This window comes from Lentzea guizhouensis (assembly GCF_001701025.1).
Taxonomy (GTDB): Bacteria; Actinomycetota; Actinomycetes; order Mycobacteriales; family Pseudonocardiaceae; genus Lentzea; species Lentzea guizhouensis.
On sequence record NZ_CP016793.1, the window covers coordinates 2,738,142 to 2,762,749 of the forward strand.

The 24,608-nt window shown below is 68.7% G+C and carries 25 protein-coding genes; 20 read left to right on the plus strand and 5 right to left on the minus strand.

Features of this window, described 5'->3' with window-relative positions:
• The first annotated feature begins 91 nt into the window (after positions 1–91).
• The 10 genes from BBK82_RS13680 (at position 92) to BBK82_RS13725 (ending at position 9,047) form a co-directional block, all read left to right on the plus strand.
• Entirely contained in the window at positions 92–574 is a 483-nt protein-coding gene (locus BBK82_RS13680; protein ID WP_065921038.1) for a bacterial proteasome activator family protein, read from the plus strand.
• Between the two features lie 102 nt (positions 575–676).
• Positions 677–1,594, plus strand: coding sequence for a galactan export ABC transporter permease subunit Wzm/RfbD (gene wzm / locus BBK82_RS13685; protein ID WP_065915365.1), 918 nt, complete (start codon positions 677–679; stop codon positions 1,592–1,594).
• Positions 1,595–1,613: 19 nt separating this feature from the next.
• A complete protein-coding gene (gene wzt / locus BBK82_RS13690; RefSeq protein WP_065915366.1) occupies positions 1,614–2,429 on the plus strand; it encodes a galactan export ABC transporter ATP-binding subunit Wzt/RfbE in 816 nt (271 codons plus the stop codon).
• A 9-nt stretch (positions 2,430–2,438) separates the two neighbouring features.
• The gene (glfT1, locus tag BBK82_RS13695) at positions 2,439–3,335 is read left to right on the plus strand and encodes a galactofuranosyltransferase GlfT1 (protein WP_065921039.1); all 897 of its coding nucleotides are present in this window, start codon (positions 2,439–2,441) and stop codon (positions 3,333–3,335) included.
• Positions 3,336–3,378: 43 nt separating this feature from the next.
• On the plus strand, positions 3,379–5,319 hold the full coding sequence (locus BBK82_RS13700) for a DUF6541 family protein (RefSeq protein ID WP_154697300.1): 1,941 nt from the start codon (positions 3,379–3,381) through the stop codon (positions 5,317–5,319).
• A gap of 70 nt (positions 5,320–5,389) precedes the next feature.
• A complete protein-coding gene (locus BBK82_RS13705) occupies positions 5,390–5,584 on the plus strand; it encodes a hypothetical protein (protein WP_065915368.1) in 195 nt (64 codons plus the stop codon).
• Between the two features lie 61 nt (positions 5,585–5,645).
• Positions 5,646–6,854 carry an ABC transporter substrate-binding protein gene (locus BBK82_RS13710; RefSeq protein ID WP_218920680.1) on the plus strand — a complete coding sequence of 403 codons (1,209 nt, stop codon included), beginning with the start codon at positions 5,646–5,648 and terminating at the stop codon, positions 6,852–6,854.
• 10 nt (positions 6,855–6,864) lie between these two features.
• Positions 6,865–7,743 (plus strand): carbohydrate ABC transporter permease, encoded by an 879-nt coding sequence (locus BBK82_RS13715; RefSeq protein ID WP_065915369.1) that lies wholly within the window; start codon positions 6,865–6,867, stop codon positions 7,741–7,743.
• Positions 7,740–8,552 (plus strand): carbohydrate ABC transporter permease, encoded by an 813-nt coding sequence (locus BBK82_RS13720; protein WP_065915370.1) that lies wholly within the window; start codon positions 7,740–7,742, stop codon positions 8,550–8,552. The genes BBK82_RS13715 and BBK82_RS13720 overlap by 4 nt, the downstream gene beginning before the upstream one ends.
• An 84-nt stretch (positions 8,553–8,636) precedes the next feature.
• Positions 8,637–9,047, plus strand: a complete 411-nt coding sequence (locus BBK82_RS13725) for a calcium-binding protein (protein WP_065915371.1) — start codon at positions 8,637–8,639, stop codon at positions 9,045–9,047.
• A gap of 80 nt (positions 9,048–9,127) precedes the next feature.
• On the opposite strand, the gene BBK82_RS13730 is transcribed toward BBK82_RS13725, so the two are convergent.
• Positions 9,128–11,029 carry a glycosyltransferase gene (locus tag BBK82_RS13730; RefSeq protein WP_237048180.1) on the minus strand — a complete coding sequence of 634 codons (1,902 nt, stop codon included), beginning with the start codon at positions 11,027–11,029 and terminating at the stop codon, positions 9,128–9,130.
• A gap of 181 nt (positions 11,030–11,210) precedes the next feature.
• Positions 11,211–12,398 carry a UDP-galactopyranose mutase gene (gene glf, locus BBK82_RS13735; RefSeq protein WP_065915372.1) on the minus strand — a complete coding sequence of 396 codons (1,188 nt, stop codon included), beginning with the start codon at positions 12,396–12,398 and terminating at the stop codon, positions 11,211–11,213.
• A 95-nt stretch (positions 12,399–12,493) separates the two neighbouring features.
• Here glf and BBK82_RS13740 point away from each other — a divergent pair, with 95 nt between their 5' ends.
• The gene (locus BBK82_RS13740) at positions 12,494–13,789 is read left to right on the plus strand and encodes a hypothetical protein (protein ID WP_154697301.1); all 1,296 of its coding nucleotides are present in this window, start codon (positions 12,494–12,496) and stop codon (positions 13,787–13,789) included.
• The gene (locus tag BBK82_RS13745; protein ID WP_065915374.1) at positions 13,746–13,940 is read left to right on the plus strand and encodes a hypothetical protein; all 195 of its coding nucleotides are present in this window, start codon (positions 13,746–13,748) and stop codon (positions 13,938–13,940) included. Before BBK82_RS13740 ends, BBK82_RS13745 begins: the two co-directional genes overlap by 44 nt.
• 54 nt (positions 13,941–13,994) lie before the next feature.
• On the opposite strand, the gene BBK82_RS13750 is transcribed toward BBK82_RS13745, so the two are convergent.
• Genes BBK82_RS13750 through BBK82_RS13760 form a run of 3 tightly spaced genes read right to left on the minus strand, consistent with a single transcriptional unit; the run spans position 13,995 to position 15,926 of the window.
• Entirely contained in the window at positions 13,995–14,882 is an 888-nt protein-coding gene (locus tag BBK82_RS13750; protein WP_065915375.1) for a glycosyltransferase family 2 protein, read from the minus strand.
• A complete protein-coding gene (locus BBK82_RS13755) occupies positions 14,879–15,235 on the minus strand; it encodes a DUF2304 domain-containing protein (protein ID WP_170067911.1) in 357 nt (118 codons plus the stop codon). The genes BBK82_RS13750 and BBK82_RS13755 overlap by 4 nt, the downstream gene beginning before the upstream one ends.
• A gap of 1 nt (position 15,236) precedes the next feature.
• Entirely contained in the window at positions 15,237–15,926 is a 690-nt protein-coding gene (locus BBK82_RS13760) for a glycosyltransferase family 2 protein (RefSeq protein WP_065915376.1), read from the minus strand.
• Between the two features lie 185 nt (positions 15,927–16,111).
• Here BBK82_RS13760 and BBK82_RS13765 point away from each other — a divergent pair, with 185 nt between their 5' ends.
• From BBK82_RS13765 to BBK82_RS13800, 8 genes are read left to right on the plus strand one after another with little or no spacing between them, the layout of a single operon-like run.
• Complete coding sequence (locus BBK82_RS13765; RefSeq protein ID WP_065915377.1) at positions 16,112–17,122, plus strand: Gfo/Idh/MocA family protein; 1,011 nt, start codon at positions 16,112–16,114, stop codon at positions 17,120–17,122.
• Positions 17,123–17,140: 18 nt separating this feature from the next.
• Positions 17,141–18,112 carry an SDR family NAD(P)-dependent oxidoreductase gene (locus BBK82_RS13770; RefSeq protein WP_179953771.1) on the plus strand — a complete coding sequence of 324 codons (972 nt, stop codon included), beginning with the start codon at positions 17,141–17,143 and terminating at the stop codon, positions 18,110–18,112.
• Complete coding sequence (locus BBK82_RS13775) at positions 18,112–19,245, plus strand: DegT/DnrJ/EryC1/StrS family aminotransferase (protein ID WP_065915378.1); 1,134 nt, start codon at positions 18,112–18,114, stop codon at positions 19,243–19,245. The genes BBK82_RS13770 and BBK82_RS13775 overlap by 1 nt, the downstream gene beginning before the upstream one ends.
• A complete protein-coding gene (locus BBK82_RS13780) occupies positions 19,242–19,934 on the plus strand; it encodes an acetyltransferase (RefSeq protein WP_065915379.1) in 693 nt (230 codons plus the stop codon). The genes BBK82_RS13775 and BBK82_RS13780 overlap by 4 nt, the downstream gene beginning before the upstream one ends.
• Positions 19,934–21,025 (plus strand): DegT/DnrJ/EryC1/StrS family aminotransferase, encoded by a 1,092-nt coding sequence (locus BBK82_RS13785; protein WP_065915380.1) that lies wholly within the window; start codon positions 19,934–19,936, stop codon positions 21,023–21,025. Before BBK82_RS13780 ends, BBK82_RS13785 begins: the two co-directional genes overlap by 1 nt.
• On the plus strand, positions 21,022–21,609 hold the full coding sequence (locus BBK82_RS13790; RefSeq protein ID WP_065915381.1) for an acyltransferase: 588 nt from the start codon (positions 21,022–21,024) through the stop codon (positions 21,607–21,609). The genes BBK82_RS13785 and BBK82_RS13790 overlap by 4 nt, the downstream gene beginning before the upstream one ends.
• Positions 21,606–23,120: a DUF2142 domain-containing protein gene (locus BBK82_RS13795; protein ID WP_065915382.1), complete on the plus strand. Its 1,515-nt coding sequence runs from the start codon at positions 21,606–21,608 to the stop codon at positions 23,118–23,120. The genes BBK82_RS13790 and BBK82_RS13795 overlap by 4 nt, the downstream gene beginning before the upstream one ends.
• A complete protein-coding gene (locus BBK82_RS13800; protein WP_065915383.1) occupies positions 23,104–24,600 on the plus strand; it encodes a DUF2142 domain-containing protein in 1,497 nt (498 codons plus the stop codon). The genes BBK82_RS13795 and BBK82_RS13800 overlap by 17 nt, the downstream gene beginning before the upstream one ends.
• Positions 24,601–24,608 lie beyond the last annotated feature (8 nt).

Consider the following 24,608-nt stretch of genomic DNA (forward strand, 5'->3'; position numbering starts at 1 on the left):
ACGTATGAGAGCAAACCCGGTGTCGTCCAGCCCCCACCGAGGCGGGCACCCGGCTAATGTCAAAAGTGACCAGAGGACCAGGATGGAGCGCATGAACCAGGAGCAGCAGCCAGTGGTGGTCGTCGGTGCGGCGGACGGCGGTGGTGACCTCACCGACCTGGTGGAGCAGCCGGCGAAGGTCATGCGGATCGGCACGATGATCAAGCAGCTCCTCGAGGAGGTGCGGGCCGCACCTCTGGACGAGGCCAGCCGCAACCGGCTCAAGGAGATCCACAAGCGGTCCATCGACGAGCTCGAGGACGGCCTCGCCCCCGAACTGCGCGACGAGCTGGAACGCCTCTCGCTGCCGTTCACCGAGGAGGGCACGCCGTCCGACGCCGAGCTGCGGATCGCGCAGGCCCAGCTGGTCGGCTGGCTGGAGGGGCTGTTCCACGGCATCCAGACCGCGCTGTTCGCCCAGCAGATGGCCGCACGGGCCCAGCTGGAGCAGATGCGCGGCCGGGCACTGCCCGCGGGCAGCGGCGACGGCGCGGACAGCGGTCCCGGCCCCAAGGGGACGGGCCAGTACCTGTGAAGGTTGCCTCGATCGGATCGTGATCTAGATCTGGCCGCGGTGACCACTCCGTGACGTACCGGCGTCTTGGGGGCTCCTGAGGCGCCGGTACGCTCAGTCCTCGTGCAAGCCACCAGTACGCTCGACCAAGCTGAGGCGCCCCCTGCCGTCAAGTCGCGCAGCTTCAAGCGCGCGTTCGCCGACGTGCGGGAAGCGTGGGACCACCGTGAGCTGTGGGGTCATCTCGGCTGGCAGGACATCAAGCAGCGCTACCGCCGGTCGGTCATCGGTCCGTTGTGGATCACCATCTCGATGGGGACCACGGCGCTCGCACTGGGCCTGCTGTACTCGGTGCTGCTGGACGCGGAACTGCCGGCCTTCCTGCCGTACATCACCGCGGGCTTCATCATCTGGAACTTCATCCTCGGCTGCGTCACCGAGGGCACTGACGTCTTCATCGCCAACGAGGGCCTGATCAAGCACCTGCCGGCGCCGATCACGGTCCACGTGATGCGGATGGTGTGGCGCCAGGTGCTGTTCCTCGCGCACAACCTGGTGATCTACGTGATCGTCATGGTGATCTTCTTCAGCACGCTGTCGGAGCCGTACCGGATGACCGCGGGCGGGACGCTGCAGCCCGGCATCAGCTGGACCATCCTGCTGGCGATCCCCGCCTTCGTGCTGCTGGCCGTCAACGCCGTGTGGGTGGCGCTGCTGTTCGGCGTGATCAGCACCCGCTTCCGCGACATCCCGCCGGTTGTGAACAGCTTCATCAACCTGGTGTTCTTCATGACGCCGATCGTGTGGGACGCGGACATCCTCACCAAGGTCACCAAGACCGGCGAGGACTCCCAGTGGCGCGTGCTGATCGCCGAGCTGAACCCGGTCTACCACTTCGTCGAGGTGGTCCGCGCGCCACTGCTCGGCCACTACGTCGACTGGCACCACTGGGCCGTCGTGGGCGGGTTCACCGTCCTCGGCTGGTTCGGTGCGCTGGTCATCCTGCGCAACTACCGCGCCCGCGTCTCGTACTGGGTCTGAGAAGGAGGCCGAGACATCCATGGTCAGCATCGACGTCTGGAACGCATCGGTCGACTTCCCGATCTTCGACGCGAAGTCCCGATCACTGAAGAAGCTCGCACTCGGCAAGGTCGGCGGCAAGATCGGCTCCGAGGGCAGGGTGCCGATCATCGAGGCACTGCACGACATCACGCTGTCCCTCAAGGACGGTGAGCGCGTCGGCCTGATCGGCCACAACGGCGCGGGCAAGTCCACCCTGCTGCGCCTGCTGGCCGGCATCTACGAGCCGACCCGCGGTCACTCGCGGATCATCGGCAAGGTGGCGCCGGTCTTCGACCTCGGCGTCGGCATGGACCCGGAGATCTCCGGCTACGAGAACATCATGATCCGGGGCCTGTTCCTCGGCATGAGCCGCAAGGAGATGGAAAAGCGGGTCGACGACATCGCGCAGTTCACCGAACTGGGTGACTACCTGTCGATGCCGCTGCGCACGTACTCGACGGGCATGCGCGTCCGGCTGGCGCTGGGCGTCGTCACGTCGATCAACCCGGAGATCCTCCTGCTGGACGAGGGCATCGGCGCCGTGGACGCGGCGTTCCTGGCGAAGGCCCGCGACCGGCTCAAGGACCTCGTGGCCCGCTCCGGTCTGCTGGTGTTCGCGAACCACTCCGACGAGTTCCTCATGGAGTTCTGCAACACCGCGATCTGGATGGACGAGGGCCACGTCAAAATGCACGGGGACCTGCGAGAAGTGCTCACCGCGTACAAGGGTTACGACCCGTTCGAGCGGATGAGCGCGGAACAGCTGGCCAGGCTCGGCCACACCCCCGTCCTCAGCGGAAATGGCGGCGAGTAGACCGTGAACGTGCAGGCACTGCCCAAGGGCTCCGTGGTCGCGGTGGTGGTCACCCGCCACCGCAGGGAACTGCTGGCCGAGTCGCTGAAGGCGCTCTCGACCCAGACGCGCGTCCCCGATCACCTCGTGGTCGTCGACAACGGTCCCGACCAGCCGGTCGACGACCTGGTCGAGCAGTGCCCGCTCCCCACCACCTACCTCGCCTCGCACCGCAACCTCGGCGGTGCCGGCGGGTTCGCGCTCGGCATGCTGCACGCGTTGTCGCTGGGCGCGGACTGGGTGTGGCTGGCCGACGACGACGGCCGCCCCGCCGACGAGAACGTGCTGGAAGTGCTGCTGGAGGAGGCGGAACGGCGCAAGCTGGCCGCCATCTCCCCGGTCGTCACGAACATCGACCGGCCGGACAAGCTCGCGTTCCCGCTGCGCCGCGGCCTGACGTGGAAGCGCTCGGCGGCCGAGCTCGGCACCGACTTCCTGCCGGGCATCGCGTCGCTGTTCAACGGCGCCCTGTTCCGCGCGACCACGCTGGACGTCGTGGGCGTGCCGGACTACCGCCTGTTCTTCCGCGGTGACGAGGTGGAGATCCACCGCCGGCTGGTGCGCTCCGGCGTCCCGTTCGGCACCTCGCTGCGGGTCGCGTACGTGCACCCGGACGGGTCGGACGAGTTCAAGCCGATGCTGGGCGGCAAGTTCCACGCCCAGGACCCGGAGAACCCGATCAAGCGCTACTACACCTACCGCAACCGCGGTTACCTCCTGTCGCAGCCGGGGATGCGCAAGCTCGGTCTGCTGGAGGTCTTCCGGTTCGGCCTGTACTTCCTCGGGGTCAAGCGCGACCCGAAGGGGTTCGTGGAGTGGCTGAAGCTGGTGCGGCTGGGGCAGCGGGAGCGGTTCTTCCGCAAGTGATGCCGTGGGCCGCTCGGCCCTGGTGAAGGTGCAGGAGATTTCGATGCTGGACGCAGTGGCCCTGTTGGCCGCTCTGGTCACGGTCGTGCTGCTCTGGGTACCGGGGCTGGCGCTGGCCGCGACGGCGGGTCTGCGGGGCTGGCTGCTCATCGGTGCCGCCCCGGCGGTCACCATGAGCCTCGTCGGCATCGCCGCACCGGTGTTCCCCTTGGCCGGCGTGCAGTGGAACCTGTGGACGTTCCTCGTCTGGTGCGTCGTCATCACCGGCGTCATGGGCGTCGCCGTGTTCCTGCTGCGTCGCCGCGGCCACGAGCTGACCATCCCGCAGAACCCCTGGTCCGCGTCCGGCCACCTCACGGTGGTCATCTCGGTCGTCGTCGCCGCGATCGTCGCGGTGCTCGTGCTGCGCGCCGCGACGCACGGCCTGGCCACGGTGCCCCAGGGCTGGGACGCGCCGTTCCACGGGAACGCGATCCGCCTCATCGCCGAGACCGGCAACTCCAGCCCGCGGGCGCTGGCCTGGATCGACGCGCCGGACAACCCCGGCGGCAGCTTCTACCCGAACGCCTACCACTGCTTCGAGGCGCTCGTCTACCACATCAGTGGCGCCGACGTCCCGCGTGTGATCAACACGGGCATGCTCGTCACCACCACGCTGACCATCCCGCTGGGCACGATCGCGCTGGTCAGGGCCATCGGCGGTGCCGCGGGCTTCGCCGCCGCGAGCGCACTGGTGTCCACGTCGTTCGCCTACTACCCCTGGGACCTCTACCAGTGGGGCCAGCTCTTCCCGTACGCCGCCGCGCTCGCGATGATCATGCCGTTCTTCGCGGTGCTGGTGCGCTGGCTCGACACCCGCGCCGACCGGCTCGGGGTGCTGGTCGCGTTCCTCGGCGCCGGCCTGACCGCCACGCACTCGGCGTCGGTGTTCGTCGCCGCCGGGTTCGGCGTGTTCCTGGTGCTGCAGCGGCTCATCACCGACCCGCGCGACTGGGTCCGCAAGGAGCTGCCGCGGCTCGCCGTGGCGGCGGTCGCGATCGTCGTGCTGGCCTCGGCGTACCTGCTGGGCGCGAGCACGATGGCCGGTGCCACCGCCGCGTTCGACTGGCCGGCGGTCACGTCGGTGTCGCGGGCGTTCGGTGACGCGGTCCTGTTCGGCAGCGACGCGCCGTGGCCGCAGTGGCTGCTGGCGCTGTTCACGATCGCCGGTCTGCTCCTGCTGTGGCAAGACGGCGCGTTGCGCTGGATGGTCGCGGGCTACGCGCTGTTCCTCGGCCTCCTCGTCGCCGCGGCGGGCCTGGACGCCCCGTGGGCGCAGGCGATCACCTCGCCGTGGTGGAACGACCGGTTCCGGCTGGCCGCCATCATCATCCTGCCCGCCACGCTGGCCGCCGGCTGGGCACTGCAAGCCGCCGCGCGCGCGGTCACCGACAAGGTGCTGCAGCGCCTGCCGGAGACGACGCGGTCACGCCGCACCGCGATGAGCGTGCTCGCGGTCGTGGCGATCGTGCTGGCCGGTGGTTACTTCGGCCAGAGCCACGGCTACGCGACGCGCAACGCCGACCGCATGACGTGGACGTTCGACAGCCCGGTGCTCACGCCGCTGGAGCACCAGGGCCTGATCGAGACCGGCAAGATCGTCAAGAACGGCGAGCTGATCATGAACGACCGCGGCGACGGCACGGTGTGGTCGTACGCGATCTCGGGCAGGCGTCCGGTGATCGGCCACTTCCAGGGCAGCGCCGCCCCGCCGAAGCGCGAGCTGCTGCTGGAGAAGTTCAACCGGTTCGGGAAGGACCGGCAGGTCGCTGAGGCCATCCGCTCGCTCAACGTGAAGTACGTGATGGTCGGCTGGGGCATGATCGCGGAGTTCAAGCGCGCGGAGGGGCTGAAGGAGCTCGACTCGGTCGACGGCCTCACCCCCGTGTACCGCAACCCGGAGTTCCAGCTGTACCGGATCGACTGGGACAAGCTCGCCGGGTGATCTGCTGACGGCAGAACCGCTACCAGCGAAAACCGTTCTGGCGCCAGGCGGTTCGCGGTTTGCTGGACGCATGACCAAACTCGTGCTGTTCCTCGCCGCCAACCCGAACCCGATCACCCTCACGGTCACGCCGGAGACCTGCGCCGATCTCGCGCCGCGGCTCACGCAGATCGTCCGGAACGGTCACACGCAACCGATTCCCGGACCGGACGGTCGCGAGTACGTCGTGAACTTTTCGAACGTCGTCGTTGCGCACTTCGAGTAAACGCTCGCGCACGTGGCGTGATCGGAGTAAGACGAGATGAGTGATCTCCCGACGCAGACTTCTGTCCTTGGCAGGCGCGACCGCACTGCTGGGCGCGTGCGGTTCCAACACCGGCAGGGGCGGCGACGGCTCGGCCCTCAAGCAGTGGTACCACGCGTACGGCGAACCCGGTGTGCAGCAGGCGGTGGAGCGGTACGCCCAGTCGTACGGGAAGGTTCCCGTCGACGTGCAGTGGAACCCCGGCGACTACGACTCCAAGCTCGCGACGAGCCTGCTGTCCGACGGCGGCCCTGACGTCTTCGAGTCCACCCCGCAGATCAGCTCGGTCCGGGCGGGGCAGCTCGTGCCGCTCGACGACGTCTTCGGCGACGCCAAGGACGACTTCACCGCCTCGATCCTCGCCGGGCACACCGTCGACGGGAGGACCTACGGCGTCCCGCAGGCCGTCGACATGCAGATGTTGTTCTACCGCAAGAGCTTGCTCGCCCAGGCCGGGGTGCAGCCGCCGTCCACTGTGGATGAGCTGATCGACGCGGCCAGGAAGCTCGCGACCGGCGGGGTGAAGGGGCTCTTCGCCGGCAACGACGGTGGCGGCGCGGTTCTGGGCGGTCCCGCGCTGTGGTCGGTGGGACTGGACTACGTGCGCGACCACCAGGTGGGGTTCGACGACCCGCTGGCGGCGCAGGCGATCGGCAAGCTGCGCGAGCTGTACACCAGCGGGAGCCTGCTGCTCGGGGCGGTGAAGGACTGGGCGGAGCCGGACGCGTTCACGCAGGGGCTCGTCGCCATGCAGTGGACCGGGCTGTGGGCGGTGCCGGCGGTGCAGAAGGCGCTCGGTGACGACTTCGGGGTGCTGCCGTTCCCGAAGCTGACCGGCAGCGGCGGGCCGAGCGTGCCGGTCGGGGCGTTCGGTGCCATGGTCAACGCCAAGTCGAAGCGGGTGGACGAGGCCAAGGAGTTCGTGCGGTGGCTGTGGGTCGAGCGGACCGACTACCAGGAGGACTTCAACCTCAGCTACGGCTTCCACATCCCGCCCCGCGACAGCATCGCGGCGAAGGCGGCCAAGCTGTCGGGCGGACCGGCGGCGGACGCGGTGAAGTTCGTGCGGGACAACGCGAAGGCGTCGAACCCGCCGGACTGGACGTCGCTGATGCGCACGGCGTTCAACGACGCGGTGTCGCGGGTCGTGCGGGACGGCGCACCGGCCGAGGCGGAGGTGCGGTCCGCGGCCGTGAAGGTGCGGGACGAGCTCAAGCGGCTGTACGGATGAGGCCCACCGGATGAAGCACGGACGTGCGTTCTGGCTGTTCGTCGGCCCGTTCGCGGTGGGACTGCTGGTGTTCGTGTACGTGCCGATCGGCTGGAGCCTGCTGCTGTCCCTCTTCGAGGCGCGCAACACGGTGACGCCGACGGAGTTCGTGGGGCTGCGCAACTACGCCGACATGCTGACCGACGAGCCGTTCCTGGCGAGCCTCGGGACGTTCAGCGTGTTCGCGGCGTTCATCGTGCCGCTGACGTTCGTGCTGGCGTTGGCGCTCGCGTTGCTGGTCAACCAGATCAGCTTCATGAAGGCGTTCTTCCGGTCGGTGTTCTTCCTGCCGACGGCGTGCTCGTACGTCGTGGCGTCGCTGGTGTGGAAGCTGTCGATCTTCAACGGCGTGCGGTTCGGGCTGGCGAACACGGTGCTGGGGTGGTTCGGCGCGGAGCCCGTCGCGTGGACGGTGTCGACGTCGCCGCCCTGGTACTGGCTGGTGCTGGTGACGTTGCGGCTGTGGCTGCAGCTCGGGTTCTACATGATCCTGTTCATCGCGGGCCTGCAGCGGATTCCGCAGCACCTGTACGAGGCCGCGTGGATCGACGGGGCGTCACGCGGCTGGCAGTCGTTGCGGTACATCACGATGCCGCAGCTGCGCACGACGTCGGTGGCCGTGCTGTTGCTGCTGCTGGTCGCGGCTTACCAGGCGTTCGACGAGTTCTACAACGTGCTGGGCACCGACCGCGGCTACCCACCGTTCGCGCGGCCGCCGTTGATCTACCTCTACTACACGGCGCTGGGCAGCGGCGGGCAGGACTTCGGGCACGGCAGCGCGGGCGCGGTGATCCTGACGTTGCTGATCGCGGGAGTGACGCTCCTGCAAGGGCGGGTGTTCACGCGGTGAAGGTTCTTCGTTACGCGGCACTGTCTGCAGCCGCGGTGCTGTTCCTCATCCCGTTCTACCTGGTGCTGCGCAACGGGTTGGCGACCGAGGCCGAGCTGACCGCACCCACGTGGACGTTCTGGCCGGAGGAGATCCGCTGGGAGAACTTCGCCGAGCTCTTCGCGAACCCGGCCGTGCCGTTGGCGCGCAGCATGGTGAACTCGCTCGTCGTGGCGGTGTTGCAGACCGCCGGGCAGCTCGTGCTGTGCGGGCTCGCCGGGTACGGCCTGGCGCGGATCCCGTACCGCTACTCGAACGTCGTGCTGGTGCTGGTCGTCGCGACGCTGATGATCCCGGCGGCGGTCACGTTCGTGCCGACGTTCGTGGTCGTGTCGACCCTGGGCTGGGTCTCCGACCTGCGCGGACTGGTGATCCCGGGCCTGTTCAGCGGGTTCACCACGTTCCTGTTCCGGCAGTACTTCCTGAACTTCCCCCGCGAGGTCGAAGAGGCAGCGCGGATCGACGGGCTCGGGCACTGGGGCACGTACTGGCGCGTGGTGGTGCCGAACTCGAAGGGCTTCTTCGCGGCGCTGGGCGTGATCGCGTTCGTGACGAGCTGGAACCAGTTCCTGTGGCCGCTGGTGATCGCGCAGGACCAGGACTCGTGGACGGTGCAGGTGGCGCTGTCGACGTTCCTGACCTCGCAGTCGATCGACGTCGTGCAGCTGTTCCTCGCGGCCGCGGTGTCCATCCTGCCGCTGGTGATCGTCTTCGTGGCGCTGCAACGGTTCCTGGTGCGCGGGGTGAGCGAGACGGGCGTGAAGGGGTGATTCGAACCCAGGTACTTTGCCGTATTCACCGGTGAGCGCCCGGCTGGTGTCATTTCTCTCGACCAGTTCCTTGAAGGGGGAGAAATGCTCAAGTCAGTTCTGCTCGCCGTCGTGGTCGCCGGTTCGGCGCTGTTCGCGGGTGGCACCGCGCAGGCCGCCGACAGCGGCTGTTTTCTCAACGGCAAGCCGGTGCCGGACTTCCAGGCGGACAGCGCGGTCTTCGGCACCGGTGGTGCCGACGTGATCGACTGCTCGGCCTCGCCCAAGGGCAGGAGCATCTTCGCCGGCAACGGGAACGACCAGGTCATCGGCTCGGCGTTCGCGGACACGGTGCACGGCGAGTTCGGCAACGACACGTTGTCGGGCCGCGGTGGCAACGACTTCCTGTCCGGCGAGGCCGGCAACGACTCGATGAACGGTGGCACCGGCACGGACCGGTGCGTCGGCCAGGGCGGCACCGACACCGGTGTCTCCTGCGAGTCGTTCGTGCAGTGATGTTGCTGCGGTGATGTTCGTGCGATGAGAACAGAAACGGGCCCCGCTGCGAAAGCGGGGCCCGTTGTCCTATAACAAAATCAGTTTTCGAAGATCTTGCGCCACGACTCGACGGAGGTCAGCTCCGGCAGCGCGTCGCGGTACATCTTCTGCATCCGCGGCCATTCCGCGGACAACCGGCGGTAGTTGGCGACCGCGCGCTTCATCAGCGCCCGGAACTCCTTCGGGTCGCGCTTGCGGAACGCGACACCGCTGCCGTCCGGGTGCGAGACGGTGGCGCTGTCCAGGTTGCCCAGCAGGTACCAGCGCGCGTTCGCCGACGGCACGTTGACCTGCGGGCGGGCCGTGGTCGACGGCTGCGGGCTGCGCAGGTTGTGCAGCACGGCCTTGCCAGCCTCCGCGGCCATCTTGGCCTTGTTCGCGGGCTTGGTGAGCATCTGCTCGGTGCGCACCATGTCGAAGGTCGGCGGCGGGAACTCGCGCGCCGACGGCAGGGTCTGCGCGTCCTGGAAGTGCTTGCGCAGCTCGCGGATCTCCGGCAGCGCCGTGCGCAGCGAGTCGAACAGCTTCGCCGGGCCCGCGAGGAAGTCCTCCAGCGCCTTCTGCTGGATCGCGACCGTCGAGTACTCCATCGACAGCAGGTGCACCAGCGACTGCTTCAGACCCTGCTTGAGCAGCGTCTTGCGCACGTCGTACGGGCTGTGCAGCGCGGCCAGGATCAGCCGGTTGCGGGTGTGGAAGTACGCCTGCCAGTCGGTGGCGTCGTTCTTGTCCGTCCACGGCATGTGCCACACGGCGGAGCCGGGCAGCGACACCGTCGGGTAGCCGCGGTCGAGCGCGCGCAGCGAGTACTCGGCGTCGTCCCACTTGATGAACAGCGGCAGCGGGTAGCCGGTGCGCTGCACGACCTCACGCGGGAACAGGCACATCCACCAGCCGTTGTAGGTCGAGTCGATGCGGGTGTGCATCTCCTCGGTCTCCCGCAGCGAGGACGCGCCGAAGTCGTGGTCGGTGAGCGCGCCGGGGGCGGCCCGCCAGTAGCAGGTGCCCAGGTCGACGACCTCGCCCATGCTGTGCAGCCGGGACCGGGCCTGCAGGTTCAGCATGTGGCTGCCGACGATGACCGGCTGGGCGGCGGCGCGCGCGAACGCGTTGGACCGCAGCAGCGCGTCCGGCTCCAGGCGGATGTCGTCGTCCATCAGCATGATCTGGTCGACGTCGGTGTGCTCGATCGCCTCGTACAGGCCGCGGGTGAAGCCGCCGGAGCCACCGAGGTTCTCCTGCTCGATGACCTCCAGGCGGTCGCCCAGGACCGCGGCGGCCTCGGCGAAGCCCTCGGTGTCGCGGACCTTCACGGCGCCCTGGTCGGCGACGAAGACCTTCTGCACGACGTCGAGCACGGCCGGGTCCTCACCCAGCGTGCGCAGCGCGATGACGGCGTCGACCGGGCGCATCGTCGTCATGCCGATCGCGACCTTCTGCGCCGGCAGGTCCTGCTCGGTGGTCCACGCCGCCTGGTCGATCTCCAGCGTCGAGTCGTCGGTGAAGACGTCGAACCAGATCCAGCCGCCGTCCTCGTACGGCTTCAGGTTGATCTTGAAGGTGACCTCGCTCCACGCCTTGGGGCTGCGGACCGTGGTGCCCTCGAGGTGCACGATGTCGCCGCTGGGCTTGGAGCGGTAGACGTCGATGCGACCGGCGCCGCGCACGGAGATGCGCAGGACGACGTCGTCGATGATCGTCCAGCGCCGCCAGTAGGCCGCGGGGAACGCGTTGAAGTACGAGGCGAACGAGACCCGCGCGGACTGCGGGATGGTGACCGCCTGGCGCGAGGACACGTGGCTGTGCACGTGCTCGGGCTCGTCGAGGTACAGCGGTCGGACGTCGAGCGGGTCCTCGTCGCGCGGCAGGATCACGCGCTGGAGGACCTTCGTCGGGTCAATCGTCTTAACGGCGGCCTTGGCCTTGGCCTGCTCAGTCACGTGCTTCCTCCGGCGAACCGACACGGGTGCGTCGACGGTTCGAGTCAGCTCAGTCGATGGCGACGATGGCAACTGCCACACCAGTTGAACGCGGTGCGGGCGTCGTCGGGTTGCATGGTACCGATGGGCGCGAAAAAGCCCGCCTCCCCCAGGTTACCGCAGGTCAGGCGGGCCATTCGCATCAGTCGAGTGAACCGTCAAGCTTCGCGCCCTCACTCAGGTGAGGGGCGATCTTGTTGTCGAACACGCTCAGCGCGGACCCGATCGCCATGTGCATGTCGAGGTACTTGTAGGTGCCGAGGCGGCCGCCGAAGATGACGTTCTTCTCCGCGGCTTCCTTCTTCGCGAGCTCGCGGTAGCGCTCGAGCTTCTCGCGGTCCTCGGCCGTGTTGATCGGGTAGTACGGCTCGTCGTCCTTCTCCGCCGACCGGGAGAACTCGCGGACGATGACCGTCTTGTCCGCCGGGTAGGTGTCCCGCTCCGGGTGGAAGTGCCGGAACTCGTGGATGCGGGTGTACGGGACGTCCGGGTCGTTGTAGTTCATGACCGGCGTGCCCTGGAAGTCGCCGATCGGCAGCACTTCCTGCTCGAAGTCGAGCGTGCGCCAGCCGAGCCAGCCCTCGGAGTAGTCGAAGTACCGGTCCAGCGGGCCGGTGTAGACGATCGGCGTGCCGGCCGGGATCTCGTCGCGCACGTCGAAGAAGTCCGTCGACAGCTTCACGTCGATGTTCGGGTGGTCCGCCATCTTCTGCAGCCACGCGGTGTAGCCGTCGACCGGCAGGCCCTCGTAGGTGTCGTTGAAGTAGCGGTTGTCGAAGGTGTAGCGCACCGGCAGGCGGGTGATGACCGCCGCGGGCAGCTCCTTCGGGTCGGTCTGCCACTGCTTCTGCGTGTAGGCCTTGATGAACGCCTCGTAGAGGGGGCGGCCGATCAGCGAGATCGCCTTCTCCTCGAGGTTCTTCGCGTCCTTGGTGTCGATCTCCGAGGACTGCTCGGCGATGTAGGCCTTCGCGTCCTCCGGCGACATGTAGCGGCCGACGAACTGCGAGAGCAGGCCGAGGCCCATCGGGAACTGGTACGCCTGACCGTTGTGCATCGCGAACACGCGGTGCTGGTAGCCGGTGAACTCGGTGAACTGGTTCACGTACTCCCACACGCGCTTGTTCGACGTGTGGAACAGGTGCGCGCCGTAGCGGTGCACCTCGATACCTGTCTCGGGCTCCGCCTCGGAGTAGGCGTTACCACCGATGTGGTCACGACGATCGAGCACCAGGACCCGCTTGTTCAGCTGGGACGCGGTGCGCTCGGCGACCGTGAGACCGAAGAACCCGGAACCGACGACAATCAGGTCATAACCTGCGAAGCTCACCCTGAAGAGGTTAGCCGTGGCGGCTGCCACCGCTGCCGAGGCCCCCTGCGCACCTCCTTCCGCTCAGGTGAGCGGGCACTGACTAAGGTGACCGCGTGCTGTCCTCGGTACGTCCCAAGCTGCTCAGCCCCCCTGTCCTGATGGCGGCCGGGCTGGGTGTCTTCGGCCTGGCCGGGTACCTCTTCGTCACGCTGACCGGCAGGACGCTCACGACCGGTGAGGCACTGCGCGCGACCAGCTTCTACTTCGTGGTCAACGTCGTCGGTCCCGGCATCTTCTTCGCGTTGGAGCAGGTGACCAGCCGGTCGGTGAGCGCGGCCGTCGCCTCCGGGCACGCGTTGCGGCCGGTCGTGCGCAAGATGTGCATCGGCGGCGCGGCACTGACCGGTGCGGTGATGGCCGGTCTGCTGCTGCTCTCGCCGTACCTGCTGCCGAAGACGCTGTTCGGTGACTGGGGCCTGTTCCTCGGCGTGCTGGCGACCCCGGTGATCCTCGCGGCGCTGAGCATCGTCCGCGGCACGCTCGGCGGCCTGCAGCGGTTCAGCGGGTACGCGGCGACGCTGATGGTCGAGGGCGGCGCCCGGATCGTGGTCGTGACGCTGCTGGTGTTCGCCCACGCGCCGTCGGCGTGGATCTTCGGCACCGGCTACCTCGCCAGCTCGCTGGTGGCGGTCGGCGCCGGTCTGCTGTTCCTGCGCACCGCCCCGAGCGGCGGCGACCAGCGCGTTCCCGGCGAGCTGCCCCTGCTGACCAAGGCGCTGACGGCCCTCGCGATGGCGAGCCTGCTGGCCCAGCTGCTGCCGAACCTCGCGCCGCTGATGGTCAACTCCCGCCTCGGCGACGACAGCCTGGTGGCCCTGGCGTTCGCCCAGGCGGTGGTGGTCGCCCGGATCCCGCAGCTCGCGTTCTTCCCCGTCCAGACCATGCTGCTGCCCGCCCTGACGGCCGCCGTGACCAGGGGCGACTTCGGTTTCGTGAAGCGCCGCATCCTGCTGACCCTGGGCGCCGTGACGGTGCTCGGCCTGATCTACTCCGTGCTCTTCGTGCTGGTCGGCTCGTGGGTGCTGCGGGTGTTCATGGCCACCGACACCTCGACGCTGACCGCCTGGGTGATGGCGCTGCTGGCGTTCGGCACGGTGGTCCTCATCGGCGTGTTCGCCGTGCAACCGGCCCTGGTCGCGATGGGCCACGACCGCACCATCACCACCGCCTGGGCCATCGGCACCGCGGCCACCTTCGGCTTCGCCCTCCTGCCGGGCGACGTGCCCATGATGGCCGCCGCCGCCCAGGTCGTGGGCCCCGCACTGACCCTGCTCGTGATCCTCGTGAGCTTCTTCCGACTGACCAATGTCCGCCGGGAGACCCAGAGAACTGCTGTTCCTGGACGATGACCGCGGCAACCGCCTGCGCCCGGGCATCTCGAACGCGCCGTACTCGCCGGCCGTGGAGGTCGGCCGCATGCCGCCGGTGACGAGCGCGGACCGCAGCAGCAGGTCCAGCGAGTCCGCGGTGCTCGTGGCGAGCAGGTCGGCGTTGTCGTGAAGCAGCCCCCGGTGGGTACCGGGGGCTGCTTCCACACCTACCGCGACGAACGGCTCAGCTCAACCCGCGCTTGGCGAGGGCCATCGTGCGCTTCACGTCGCCGCCCTTGAGCGCGTCCAGCGCGGACTGCATCGCGTGCAGCCGGCTGAACACGTGCAGCCGGGCCGCGCGGGCCGCCTTGGTCCAGCCCTTCGCCTCCAGGCGCTTCGCCGCGTCGAGGTAGAAGTACTTCTCCTCGTCGAACCGCACGACGTCCTTCGCGTGGTTGGACGAGTGGCTCGCCATGTGGCGGCGGTAGCGGAACGCCGGCGTCGGGTCCAGGGCCAGCGTGCCGCCCTTGAGCAGCAGCTCGGTCACCCAGCCGAGGTCGCCGATCGAGCCGAAGTCCTGGCGGATCTTGGTGCCCTGGACGACGTCCTGGCGGAAGGCCATCGCCGGCACGTACAGCCAGTTGCCGTTCATCAGGCTGGCCAGCGCCTCGGGACCGTCGAGCTCGCGGTGCTTCCACGCGTTGCGGCCCGCGAAGATCTTCACGCGGTCGGCCAGCGGCAGCGGGTCGTGCGGCTTGCTGTTCTCGTCGATCACGACGACACCGGGGTGCGCCATGATCGCGTTCGGGTGCCGCTCGAACATGCCGAGCACGGTCTCGACGTAGTTCGGCTCCAGCGCGTCGTCCGCACCCATCACGACCAGGTAGGTGCCCCGGCCCAGTTCCATGCACTTCGTGACGTTGGCGGTCGCCCCGAGGTTGACCTCGTTGCGCACGTACTCGATGCGCGGGTCGCCGATCTCCTTGATGTAGTCCTCGGCGGCCGTGCCGGGGTACTGGTCGTCGACGACCGTCAGGATCCAGTCGCCCCGCGTCTGGGCGATCATGCTGTCGATCAGCTCGAAGAGGATCTTCGGCTCGAGGTAGTACGGCGCCAGGAAGTGGATGTTCATGCGTCTTGCTTCCCCGCGTAGTCGACCGGCGGCTCTGCTTGGCGGATCGCGATCGCCCTGGCCAGGCGTGCGTAGCGGAGCTCGAGCTCCTTGAAGCGCAGGTAGGTGTTCAGCGTCGCGGCGGTGAAGACGATCACGATGCCGTAGAGCAGCAGGTCGGTGCCACGGCCGACGCCGAGCCAGCCGGCGATGACCGTGAGGTCGCTCGGCCGCAGCACCGCGTAGATGCCGAAGATCACGAACAGGATGAACGCCAGCTTGACGCTCGCCGCGGACTTGGCGTTGCCCCGCTTGCGCACGAACAGGATGAGCAGGCCCGCGACGAGGAGAACGAGGATGTACTGAATCGGCATGTCAGTGCGCCCTGCCCTTCAGCATCGTGTCGAACAGGATGTTGACGCCGTTGATCAGCGACTGGCCCTTGGACATCGAGTACTCGGTGTACAGGATCGTCACCGGCTCCTCGGTCACCCGCCAGTTCCGCACGCCGATGAGCTCGACGATCTCCGAGGCGTGGCCCATGCCGTTGAGCGTGATGTTCATCTCGTCGGCGACCTTCTTGTTGAAGACGCGCAGGCCGTTGTGGGCGTCGGTCAGGCCGAGCTTGCGGGTGCGCGGGCTCAGCAGCACGACGGTCTTCAGCACGATCCGCTTGATCAGCGGCACGCTCTCCTGCACGTCGCCGCGGAAGCGCGTGCCCACCACGATGTCGACGTCCTCGGACCGCAGCCGCTCCAGCATCGTGAGCACGTCCTCGATGCGGTGCTGGCCGTCGGCGTCGAAGGTGACGAAGTACTTGGCCCCGGGCTGCTTGCGGGCGTACTCGATGCCGGTCTGGATGGCCGCGCCCTGGCCCAGGTTCACCGGGTGCTGCACGAGGTGCGCACCGCCGGCGCGGATGCCTTTCGCCGAATCGTCCTTGCTGCCGTCATCGACGCACACGATGTTGGGGAACGTCTGGCGCGCGTGCCGGACGACCTCCTCGATGACCTGTCCCTCGTTGTAGCAGGGGACGATGAGCCACACGTCTGGCCAATCGGTCACAACGGAACTCCAGAGAAGCCGCTACATAGGGGGCAGGGTCGTAAGACGTACGACCCGGCCGGAGTCTACTGCAACGACGCACCTCTACACTGCCTCGGGTACTGCCCCGGCCACCACCGCGGTTACGCGCGACCCGACCGGTCGGCGCCTTGGTCAGGGGTTTCCGATCTCGGAGAGGAATCTCGATGGTTGGTGTGGCCGTTGTCGGCGCCGGCTACTGGGGCCCGAACCTGGTGCGAAACATCCAGGCGACCCCGCAGTTCCGGCTGACCACGCTCTGTGACCTGAACGTCGAGCGTGCGCAGCAGGTGCTGGGCCAGTACAGCACCGTGAAGGTGAGCGCCTCGCTGGACGAGGTGCTGGCCGACCCCGAGGTCGAGGCGGTCGCCGTCGCCACGCCCGCGGCCACCCACCTGCCGGTCGCGCTCGCCGCGATCGAGGCGGGCAAGCACGTGCTGGTGGAGAAGCCGCTGGCCTCGTCCTACGCGGACGGGCTGAAGCTGGTCGAGGCCGCTGAGCAGCGCGGACTGACCCTCATGCTCGACCACACGTTCGTGTACACGCCGGTCGTGCAGCACCTGCGCAAGCTCGTGCGCGGCGGTGAGCTCGGCGAGCTGCAGTACGTCGACTCGGTGCGGATCAACCTGGGTCTCGTGCAGCCCGACATCGACGTGCTGTGGGACCTCGCCCCGCACGACCTGTCGATCCTCGACGCGATCCTGCCCGACGGCGTGCACCCGGTGGCCGTCGCCGCGCACGGCTCCGACCCGGCGAACCTGGGCCGCGCCTGTGTGGCGTACCTCTCGGTGCAGCTGTCGAACGGTGCCATCGCGCACGCGCACGTCAACTGGCTGTCCCCCACCAAGATCCGCACGATGATCGTGGGCGGCTCCGGCAAGACCGCCGTGTGGAACGACCTGGACCCGACGCAGCCGCTGGCCGTCTACGACCGCGGTGTCGACTGGCCGACCGACGAGGAACGCCGCATCTCCTACCGCATCGGTGACGCCGTCGCGCCCGCGCTCAAGGGCGGCGAGGCCCTGCGCGCCGTAATGGCCGAGTTCGCCGCGGCGATTGTCGAGAAGCGCGCACCGCTCACCGACGGACGGGCGGGCCTTCGTGTGCTCGCACAGCTCGAGGCTGCATCCCAGAGCCTTGCCCAGGGCGGCACGTTCGTGCCGGTAGTGAACGCATAACCCCGAGGAGCACCAAAGATGGAGTTGACCGACCGGCGGATCGTGGTCACCGGCGGTGCCGGCACGATCGGCTCACACGTGGTCGACCAACTGCTGGACGCCGGTGCCGCGAAGGTCGTCGTCATCGACGACCTGAGCCGCGGCCGTGTGGAGAACATCGCGGAGGCGCTCGAGCGGGCGCCGGAGAAGGTCGAGCTCGTCGAGGGCGACATCCGCGACATCCCGCTGGTCAAGAAGACCATCGCGGGCGCGGACGCCGTCTTCCACCTCGCCGCGCTGCGCATCACGCGCTGCGCCGCGGAGCCGCGCGTGGCGCTGGAGGTGCTGGTCGACGGCACCTTCAACATCATCGAGGCGTCCGTCGAGGCGAACGTGGAGAAGGTCATCGCGTCCTCCACGGCCTCGGTCTACGGCCTGGCCGAGGAGTTCCCCACCACCGAGCGCCACCACCCGTACAACAACGACACGTTCTACGGCGCTTCGAAGGCGTTCAACGAGGGCATGCTGCGCAGCTTCAAGGCGATGCACGACCTCGACTACGTGGCACTGCGCTACTTCAACGTGTACGGGCCGCGCATGGACGCGCACGGCAAGTACACCGAGGTGCTCATCCGCTGGATGGAGCGCATCGAGGCGGGTCAGCCGCCACTCGTCCTCGGCGACGGCAAGGCGACGATGGACTTCGTGCACGTCAAGGACATCGCGCGCGCGAACATCCTGGCGGCGCAGGCGGACGTCACCGACACCGTCTACAACATCGCCTCGGCCACCGAGACCTCGCTGATCGACCTGGCGCGCGGCCTGCAGGAGGCCATGGGCGCGTCCGGCGAGCTGGAGTTCGGCCCCGAGCGGTCGGTCAACGCGGTGCCCCGCCGCCTCGCGGACATCTCGGCCGCCGAGCGCGAACTGGGCTGGAAGCCCACCATCACCATGCACGACGGTCTCGTCGAGCTGGTGCAGTGGTGGCGCAGCGTGAAGGGCAACGTCTGATGATCCCGGTGATCAAACCCTTCCTCGGTGAGGAGGAGGCGCTCGCGGCCGCGGAGGTGGTGCGCTCCGGCTGGGTCGCCCAGGGTCCGCGGGTCGGCGAGTTCGAGAAGCAGTTCGCGCTGGCGCAGGGCGCCGGGCACGGTGTGGCGGTCTCGAACTGCACCACCGGCCTGCACCTGGCGATGCACGTGCTGGGCCTCAGCGCCGGTGACGAGGTCGTCATCCCGTCGTTCTCGTTCATCGCGACCACCAACGTCGTGCGCTACGTCGGCGCGACGCCGGTGTTCTGCGACGTCGACCCGAACACGGGCAACGTGACCGCGGAGACGATCGCGGCGGTCATCACGCCTCGGACGCGCGCGGTCATCGCGGTGCACCAGGGCGGCATGCCGTTCGACGTCGACTCGGTGCAGGCGCTGTGCGACGAGCACGGCATCCAGCTCGTGCACGACTCCGCCTGCGCGGCGGGCTCCACGTACAAGGGCAAGCCGGTCAGCTCGACGGCGAACCTGGCCGCGTGGTCGTTCCACCCGCGCAAGCTCCTCACCACCGGTGAGGGCGGCATGGTCACCACCAACGACGCCGACCTCGCCGTGCGGCTGCGCAAGCTGCGCGAGCACGGCATGAGCGTCTCCGCAGCCGATCGCCACGCCCAGGGCAGCGTGAAGCTGGAGGAGTACGAAGAGGTCGCGTTCAACTACCGGATGACCGACATGCAGGCCGCGGTCGGGCTGATCCAGCTGTCCAAGCTGGACGGGGTGATCGCGCGGCGGCGTGAGCTCGCGGAGCGGTACCACAAGCTGCTGCCCGAGATCGAGGGTCTGCGGTTCGTGACCGACCCGGAGTACGGCACCACGAACTACCAGTCGTTCTGGGTGGTGCTGCCGGACTCGGTGGAGAAGTCCGTGGTGGACGTGCTGACCGAGATGTCCGCCAAGGGCATCTCCGGCCGGCGCGGCATCATGGCCGCCCACCTCGAACCGGCCTACGCGGGCACGGACGAGGCGCAGCGCGCCGAGCTGCCGGCGACCGAGCACCTGACCAGGCGCTCGCTGATCCTGCCGCTGTTCCACCAGATGACCGACGCCGAGCACGACCAGGTCGTGGCGGCACTGGCCGGGGCCGTGAAGTGACCGCCCGCCCGCTGCTGCTGGTCGGTGCGGGTGGGCTCGCGCGCGAGACGCTCGCCGCGTGTCGCGCGACGAACGCGGCGCACAACGCGCCGGTGTGGAACGTACTGGGCATGCTCGACGACAACCCGGAGCGCCACGGCGAGATCGTCGACGGCGTTCCGGTCCTCGGTCCCGCCGAGGCCGTCCACGAGCACCAGAGCGCGCAGGTCGTGCTCTGCACCGCGTCCAGCCGCAACCAGGCGTCGCGCCGGACGATCGCCGGCAGGCTCGGCATCGAGACCGAGCGCTACGGCACCGTCGTCCACCCGATGGCGAGCGTCGCACCGGGGGTCGAGGTCGGCAACGGCTCGATCCTGCTCGCGTTCACCGCCATCACCGCACCGCAGCGCATCGGCGGGCACGTGGTTCTCATGCCACAGTGCACGGTCACGCACGACGACCAGGTCTCCGACTACGTCACGTTCGCCGCGGGGGTCGCCCTCGCGGGGAACGTGACGGTCGGGGAGGCCACCTACCTGGGCAGCGGATGCCTGGTCAGGGAAGGCCTGACGATCGGAGAGCACGCCGTCATCGGCATGGGTTCGGTGGTGCTCGACAACGTGCCGGCGTACGAGGTGTGGGTCGGCAACCCCGCCCGCCGCCTGCGCGTGCTCCAGCAGTCCAAAGACTTCACGAGGATGTCCAGTTGATGAAGATCCCTCCCGTTGACTTGAAGTTCCAGCACGCCGAGGTCGCCGACGAGGTCGCCGCGGGCTGGGAGCAGGTGCTGGCGAACACCGCCTTCATCGGCGGCCCGCAGGTCGGCGCGTTCGAGCAGGCGTACTCCGAGTACAGCGGCGTCGCGCACACCATCGGTCTCGGCAACGGCACCGACGCGCTCGAGCTCGCCCTGCGCGCGGTCGGCGTCGGCCACGGTGACGAGTGCGTGCTCCCGACGAACTCGTTCATCGCGACCGCGGAGGCCGTGGCCCGCACCGGCGCGACCCCGGTGTTCGTCGACTGCGACCCGGACACCTACCTGATCGACACCAAGGCGGCGGTCGCGGCGTTCACCGAGCGCACCAAGGCCGTTCTGCCGGTGCACCTCTACGGCCAGATGGCGCCGCTGGAGGAGCTCAAGCCGGTGTGCGACGAGCAGGGCATCTTCCTCATCGAGGACGCCGCCCAGTCGCAGGGTGCGAAGCGCAACGGCGCGGTGTCCGGTTCGGTCGGTCACCTCGCGGGCACGAGCTTCTACCCCGGCAAGAACCTCGGCGCGTACGGCGACGCCGGTGCGGTGACCACCCAGGACGCCGCGCTGGCCGAGAAGGTGCGCCTGCTGTCGCAGCACGGTTCGCCGTCGAAGTACGTGCACAGCACGCTGGGCTTCAACAGCCGCCTCGACACGCTGCAGGCCGTCGTCCTGCACGCGAAGCTGAAGCGCCTCAACGCGTGGAACACCATGCGCCAGGAGGCCGCGGCGTACTACACCGAGCAGCTCTCGGACGTCGCCGGTGTGAAGACCCCGGTGACGCTGGACGGCAACGAGCACGTGTGGCACCTGTACGTGGTCCGCGTCGCCGAGCGCGACCGCGTGCTGAAGCACCTGCAGGACAACGGAGTGGGCGGGCAGATCCACTACCCGACCCCGATCCACAAGTCCGGTGCCTTCGCCACCGACGGGTCGTTCCCGAACGCCGAGTCGACCGCGGGCGAGATCCTCTCGCTGCCGATGTACCCCGGCCTCACCCGTGAGCAGCAGGACCGCGTGGTCGAGGTGCTCGCAGAGGCGGTCAAGTGACCGGCGTTTTCGTCCACCCCAACGGTCTCTGCGAAAGCGAGACCGTCGGGGACGGCACTCGGGTGTGGGCGTTCGCGCACGTGCTGAAGGGCGCGCGCGTCGGTCGTGACTGCAACATCTGCGACGGTGCGTTCGTCGAGAACGAGGCCGTGCTGGGCAACAACGTCACGGTGAAGAACAACGTGCTCGTGTTCAACCTGGTGACGTGCGAGGACGACGTGTTCCTCGGGCCGAACGTGGTGTTCACCAACGACATGCGCCCGCGCGCACACCAGAAGCTGGGGTCGGACGCGCTGCTGCCGACGCTGGTGCGCTCCGGTGCCACGATCGGCGCGAACTCGGTCGTCGTGTGCGGCACGGTGATCGGCGAGAACGCCTTCGTCGGTGCCGGTGCCGTGGTGGCCAGGAACGTTCCCGCGCACGCGTTCGTCGTCGGCAACCCGGCCGTGCAGAAGGGCTGGGTCTGCCGTTGCGCCGCCCGGCTCGACGAGAGCCTGACCTGTCCGGAGGACGGGACCCGGCACCGGTTGATCTCCGAGACCGAGGGCCTGGCCGCCGTTGCCGTGACTGAGAGCACGCCGTGACCGGAAACCGGTCGTCCTTCCGGCTGTGGCTGTTCGCGTTCCTCGGGTTCTTCCTGTTGAGCGCGTCCTGGGCCATCGCCGCGCCGTACGAGGGCCCCGCCGACGAGTCGCGGCACACCGTGCGGGCGGCGGGCATCTTCGAGGGCCAGGTCATCGCCGAGCAGACCCCGGAGGGTGCCGTCCAGGACGTGCCGGCGAGCCTGCTGGTCAACTGGTGCTTCCAGCAGAAGGCCACGGTCGCGGCGGACTGCTTGCACGTGCGCGATCCCGCGGCGGGTGAGGCGCTGCGCGAGGAGTCCACGCCGGCCGGACGCAACAACCCGGCCTACTACGTGGTCACCAGCTGGCCGCTCGCGTTCTGGCCGAACTGGACCGGCGTGGTGCTGAGCCGCCTGCTCACCGGCGTGATCTCCTCCGCCCTGCTCGCCTGCGCGTTCGTGGCCGCGGCGCGCTGGACCCGCAGCCGGGCGATGGTGGCCGGCCTCATCGTCGGCGCGACGCCGATGGTCTTCCACGTCAACGGCTCGGTGAACCCGCAGAGCCTGGAGATCCCGGCCGGTGCGGCCCTCTTCGCCGCGATGATGGCGCTGGTGCACGGCAGGAAAGCCGGTGAAGGGGTCAACCGCGCCGCGGTCGCGCTGGCGGGCATCAGCTCCGCCGTGATCGTGGTGCCGCGCTTCACCGGGATCATGTGGCTCGTCGGGATCGTGCTCGTCGCGCTGGTGCCGTCGTCGAAGGACCGGCTGCGCGAGCTCTGGCGGTCGGCCACGGTCAAGCGCTGGTCGGTGTTCGTGGCCGTCGCGACCGCCGTCGGGCTCTCCTGGACCGTGCTGGTGAAGCCGGCCGACCCGTCCGGCTACGACCACGGCTGGACGTTCGGCTACATGGCCAGGTTCGTGGTCATGGACCTCTACCCGAACATCGCCAACCAGATGGTCGCGGTGACCGGCTGGAACGACACCCTGATGCCGCGGCTGATCTACGTCGCCTGGTTCATGGCGTCCGGGCTCCTGGTGCTCGGCGGCCTCGTGGTCGGCAACCGCACCGACCGGTGGCGGCTGCTCTTCCTGTTCTTCGGCACGTTCGCACCGCTGCTCGTGCTGGAGCTGTTGAGCGCCAACCAGATCGGCTGGTTCAACCAGGGCCGCTACTTCCTGCCCGGCGCGATCGCGCTGCCGATGCTCGGCGCGTGGATCATGTCCCGCCGGGTGCTGAGCGAGGAGCAGATGGGCCGGATCACCCGCATGCTCGCCGTGCTGCTGCTGCCGATCCACCTCGTGTGCCTCGCGTTCACGATGACCCGCTGGCAGTCGGGCCTCGCCTCGATCAACCCGTTCAAGGGCAGCTGGACGCCGGCGTACGGCTCGGTGCTGCCGCTCGTACTGGCAACCGTCGCCGTCGGGATCACGTTCGTCGTCTACTGGCGAGTGTCCGGGGTTCCCGTCGCGGCCGAGCCGGAGCCCGTGACCGAAGAACCCGTCAAGGAGCCGATCCGTGCCGCGCACAGCTGAACGTTCGGGAGCACGGCTGTGGCTGGTCGCGTTCATCGGGTTCTCCGCGCTGTTCGCCGGCTGGGCGTTCGCCACGCCCTACAACGGCCCGCCGGACGAGTCGCAGCACGTGCTGCGGGCGGCCGGTGTCGTGCGGGGCGAGATCTTCACGCGGCAGGACATCAACGGCGGCTACCAGAACGTGCCGGACAGCCTGTACCCCGGTTTCTGCTTCCCGACCAAGATCGACGTGCCGGCGAGCTGCGAACCGGAGCCCGGCGGTGACGAGAGGATCCGCGAGCTCGACACCACCGCCGCCAGGTACAACCCCGTCTACTACGCGGTGACGGGCTGGCCGCTGCTGCCGTGGCCGAACTGGCGCGGCATCATGCTGACCCGCCTGCTGACCGGTGCCGCCGTGGCGGCGCTGCTGGCCAGCGCGCTGGTGGGCGCGGTGCGGTGGACCCGGCACCGGGCGCTCGTCGCCGGTGTCGTCGCGGCGACCACGCCGATGGTCGCGCACCTCGGTGGTGCGGTGAACCCGCAGGGCATCGAGATCGCGGCGGGCGCGGCGTTGTTCGTGAGCCTGATGGCGCTGGTCCACGAGCAAAGAGCGGGGATCAACCGTGCCGCGGTCGTGCTCGCCGGTGTGTCGGCGGCCGTGCTCGTGACACCGAAGTTCACCGGTCTGATGTGGATCCTCGTGATCTTCGGCGTCGTGCTCGTGCCGTCCTCGAAGGACCGGTTGCGCGAGCTGTGGCGCTCGGCGGTGGTCAAGCGCTGGTCGGTGGTCGTCGTGCTCGCGACCGCGGCGTCGCTGGCCTGGACCGTGATCGCGAAGCCAGCTGACCCGACCGGGTGGGACCGCAAGCAGTCGATCGGGATGATCCTCAAGCACGCCTTCCTGCACGCGTGGCCCAACAACGTCTACCAGATGATCTCCGTGCCCGGCTGGGCCGAGCTGGAGATGCCGCGGCTGGTCTACGTCGTGTGGATCATGGTGGTCGGGCTGCCGCTGCTGGCCGGTTTCGCGCTGGGCAACCGCGTCGAACGGTGGCGGCTGGCTGCGTTGGCGTTCGGCGCCTTCGTGCCGCTGATCGCGCTGGAGCTGTTGAGCGCCAACCGGATCTGGTTCTTCAACCAGGGCCGTTACTTCCTGACGGCCGCGGTGGGGCTGCCGATGCTCGCCGGGTACGTCCTGGTGCGGCACGGGTTCACCGCGGAGCACATGCGGTCGATGACGCGGTTGTTCGCGTTGCTGACCCTGCCGATCCACGTCGGGTGCCTGCTGTTCGCGATGGCGCGCTGGCGGTCAGGTCTGAAGTCGTTCAACCCCCTCGAGGGCGAGTGGACGCCGCCGTGGGGTGCTGTGCTGCCGATCGTGCTCGTGGTCGTGGGTGCCGGTGTGCTCTTCGCCGCCTACTGGTGGGCGTCGAGGGTGCCGGAACGGGTGCACACCCAGCCCGCCGAGCCGGACCAGGTCACGGCACCGGCCGTGTGAACGAGGTG

What these genes read in the sequence shown, in the direction of transcription:
- wzt (WP_065915366.1), top strand. Translation starts at nt 1,614, where the DNA reads ATGGTCAGCATCGACGTCTGGAACGCATCGGTCGACTTCCCGATCTTC.
- BBK82_RS13680 (WP_065921038.1), top strand. Translation starts at nt 92, where the DNA reads ATGAACCAGGAGCAGCAGCCAGTGGTGGTCGTCGGTGCGGCGGACGGC.
- BBK82_RS13775 (WP_065915378.1), top strand. Translation starts at nt 18,112, where the DNA reads ATGATCCCGGTGATCAAACCCTTCCTCGGTGAGGAGGAGGCGCTCGCG.
- BBK82_RS13770 (WP_179953771.1), top strand. Translation starts at nt 17,141, where the DNA reads ATGGAGTTGACCGACCGGCGGATCGTGGTCACCGGCGGTGCCGGCACG.
- BBK82_RS13745 (WP_065915374.1), top strand. Translation starts at nt 13,746, where the DNA reads ATGTCCGCCGGGAGACCCAGAGAACTGCTGTTCCTGGACGATGACCGC.
- BBK82_RS13715 (WP_065915369.1), top strand. Translation starts at nt 6,865, where the DNA reads ATGAAGCACGGACGTGCGTTCTGGCTGTTCGTCGGCCCGTTCGCGGTG.
- BBK82_RS13755 (WP_170067911.1), bottom strand. Translation starts at nt 15,235, where the DNA reads ATGCCGATTCAGTACATCCTCGTTCTCCTCGTCGCGGGCCTGCTCATC.
- BBK82_RS13765 (WP_065915377.1), top strand. Translation starts at nt 16,112, where the DNA reads ATGGTTGGTGTGGCCGTTGTCGGCGCCGGCTACTGGGGCCCGAACCTG.
- BBK82_RS13705 (WP_065915368.1), top strand. Translation starts at nt 5,390, where the DNA reads ATGACCAAACTCGTGCTGTTCCTCGCCGCCAACCCGAACCCGATCACC.
- BBK82_RS13750 (WP_065915375.1), bottom strand. Translation starts at nt 14,882, where the DNA reads ATGAACATCCACTTCCTGGCGCCGTACTACCTCGAGCCGAAGATCCTC.
- BBK82_RS13700 (WP_154697300.1), top strand. Translation starts at nt 3,379, where the DNA reads ATGCTGGACGCAGTGGCCCTGTTGGCCGCTCTGGTCACGGTCGTGCTG.
- BBK82_RS13785 (WP_065915380.1), top strand. Translation starts at nt 19,934, where the DNA reads ATGAAGATCCCTCCCGTTGACTTGAAGTTCCAGCACGCCGAGGTCGCC.
- BBK82_RS13725 (WP_065915371.1), top strand. Translation starts at nt 8,637, where the DNA reads ATGCTCAAGTCAGTTCTGCTCGCCGTCGTGGTCGCCGGTTCGGCGCTG.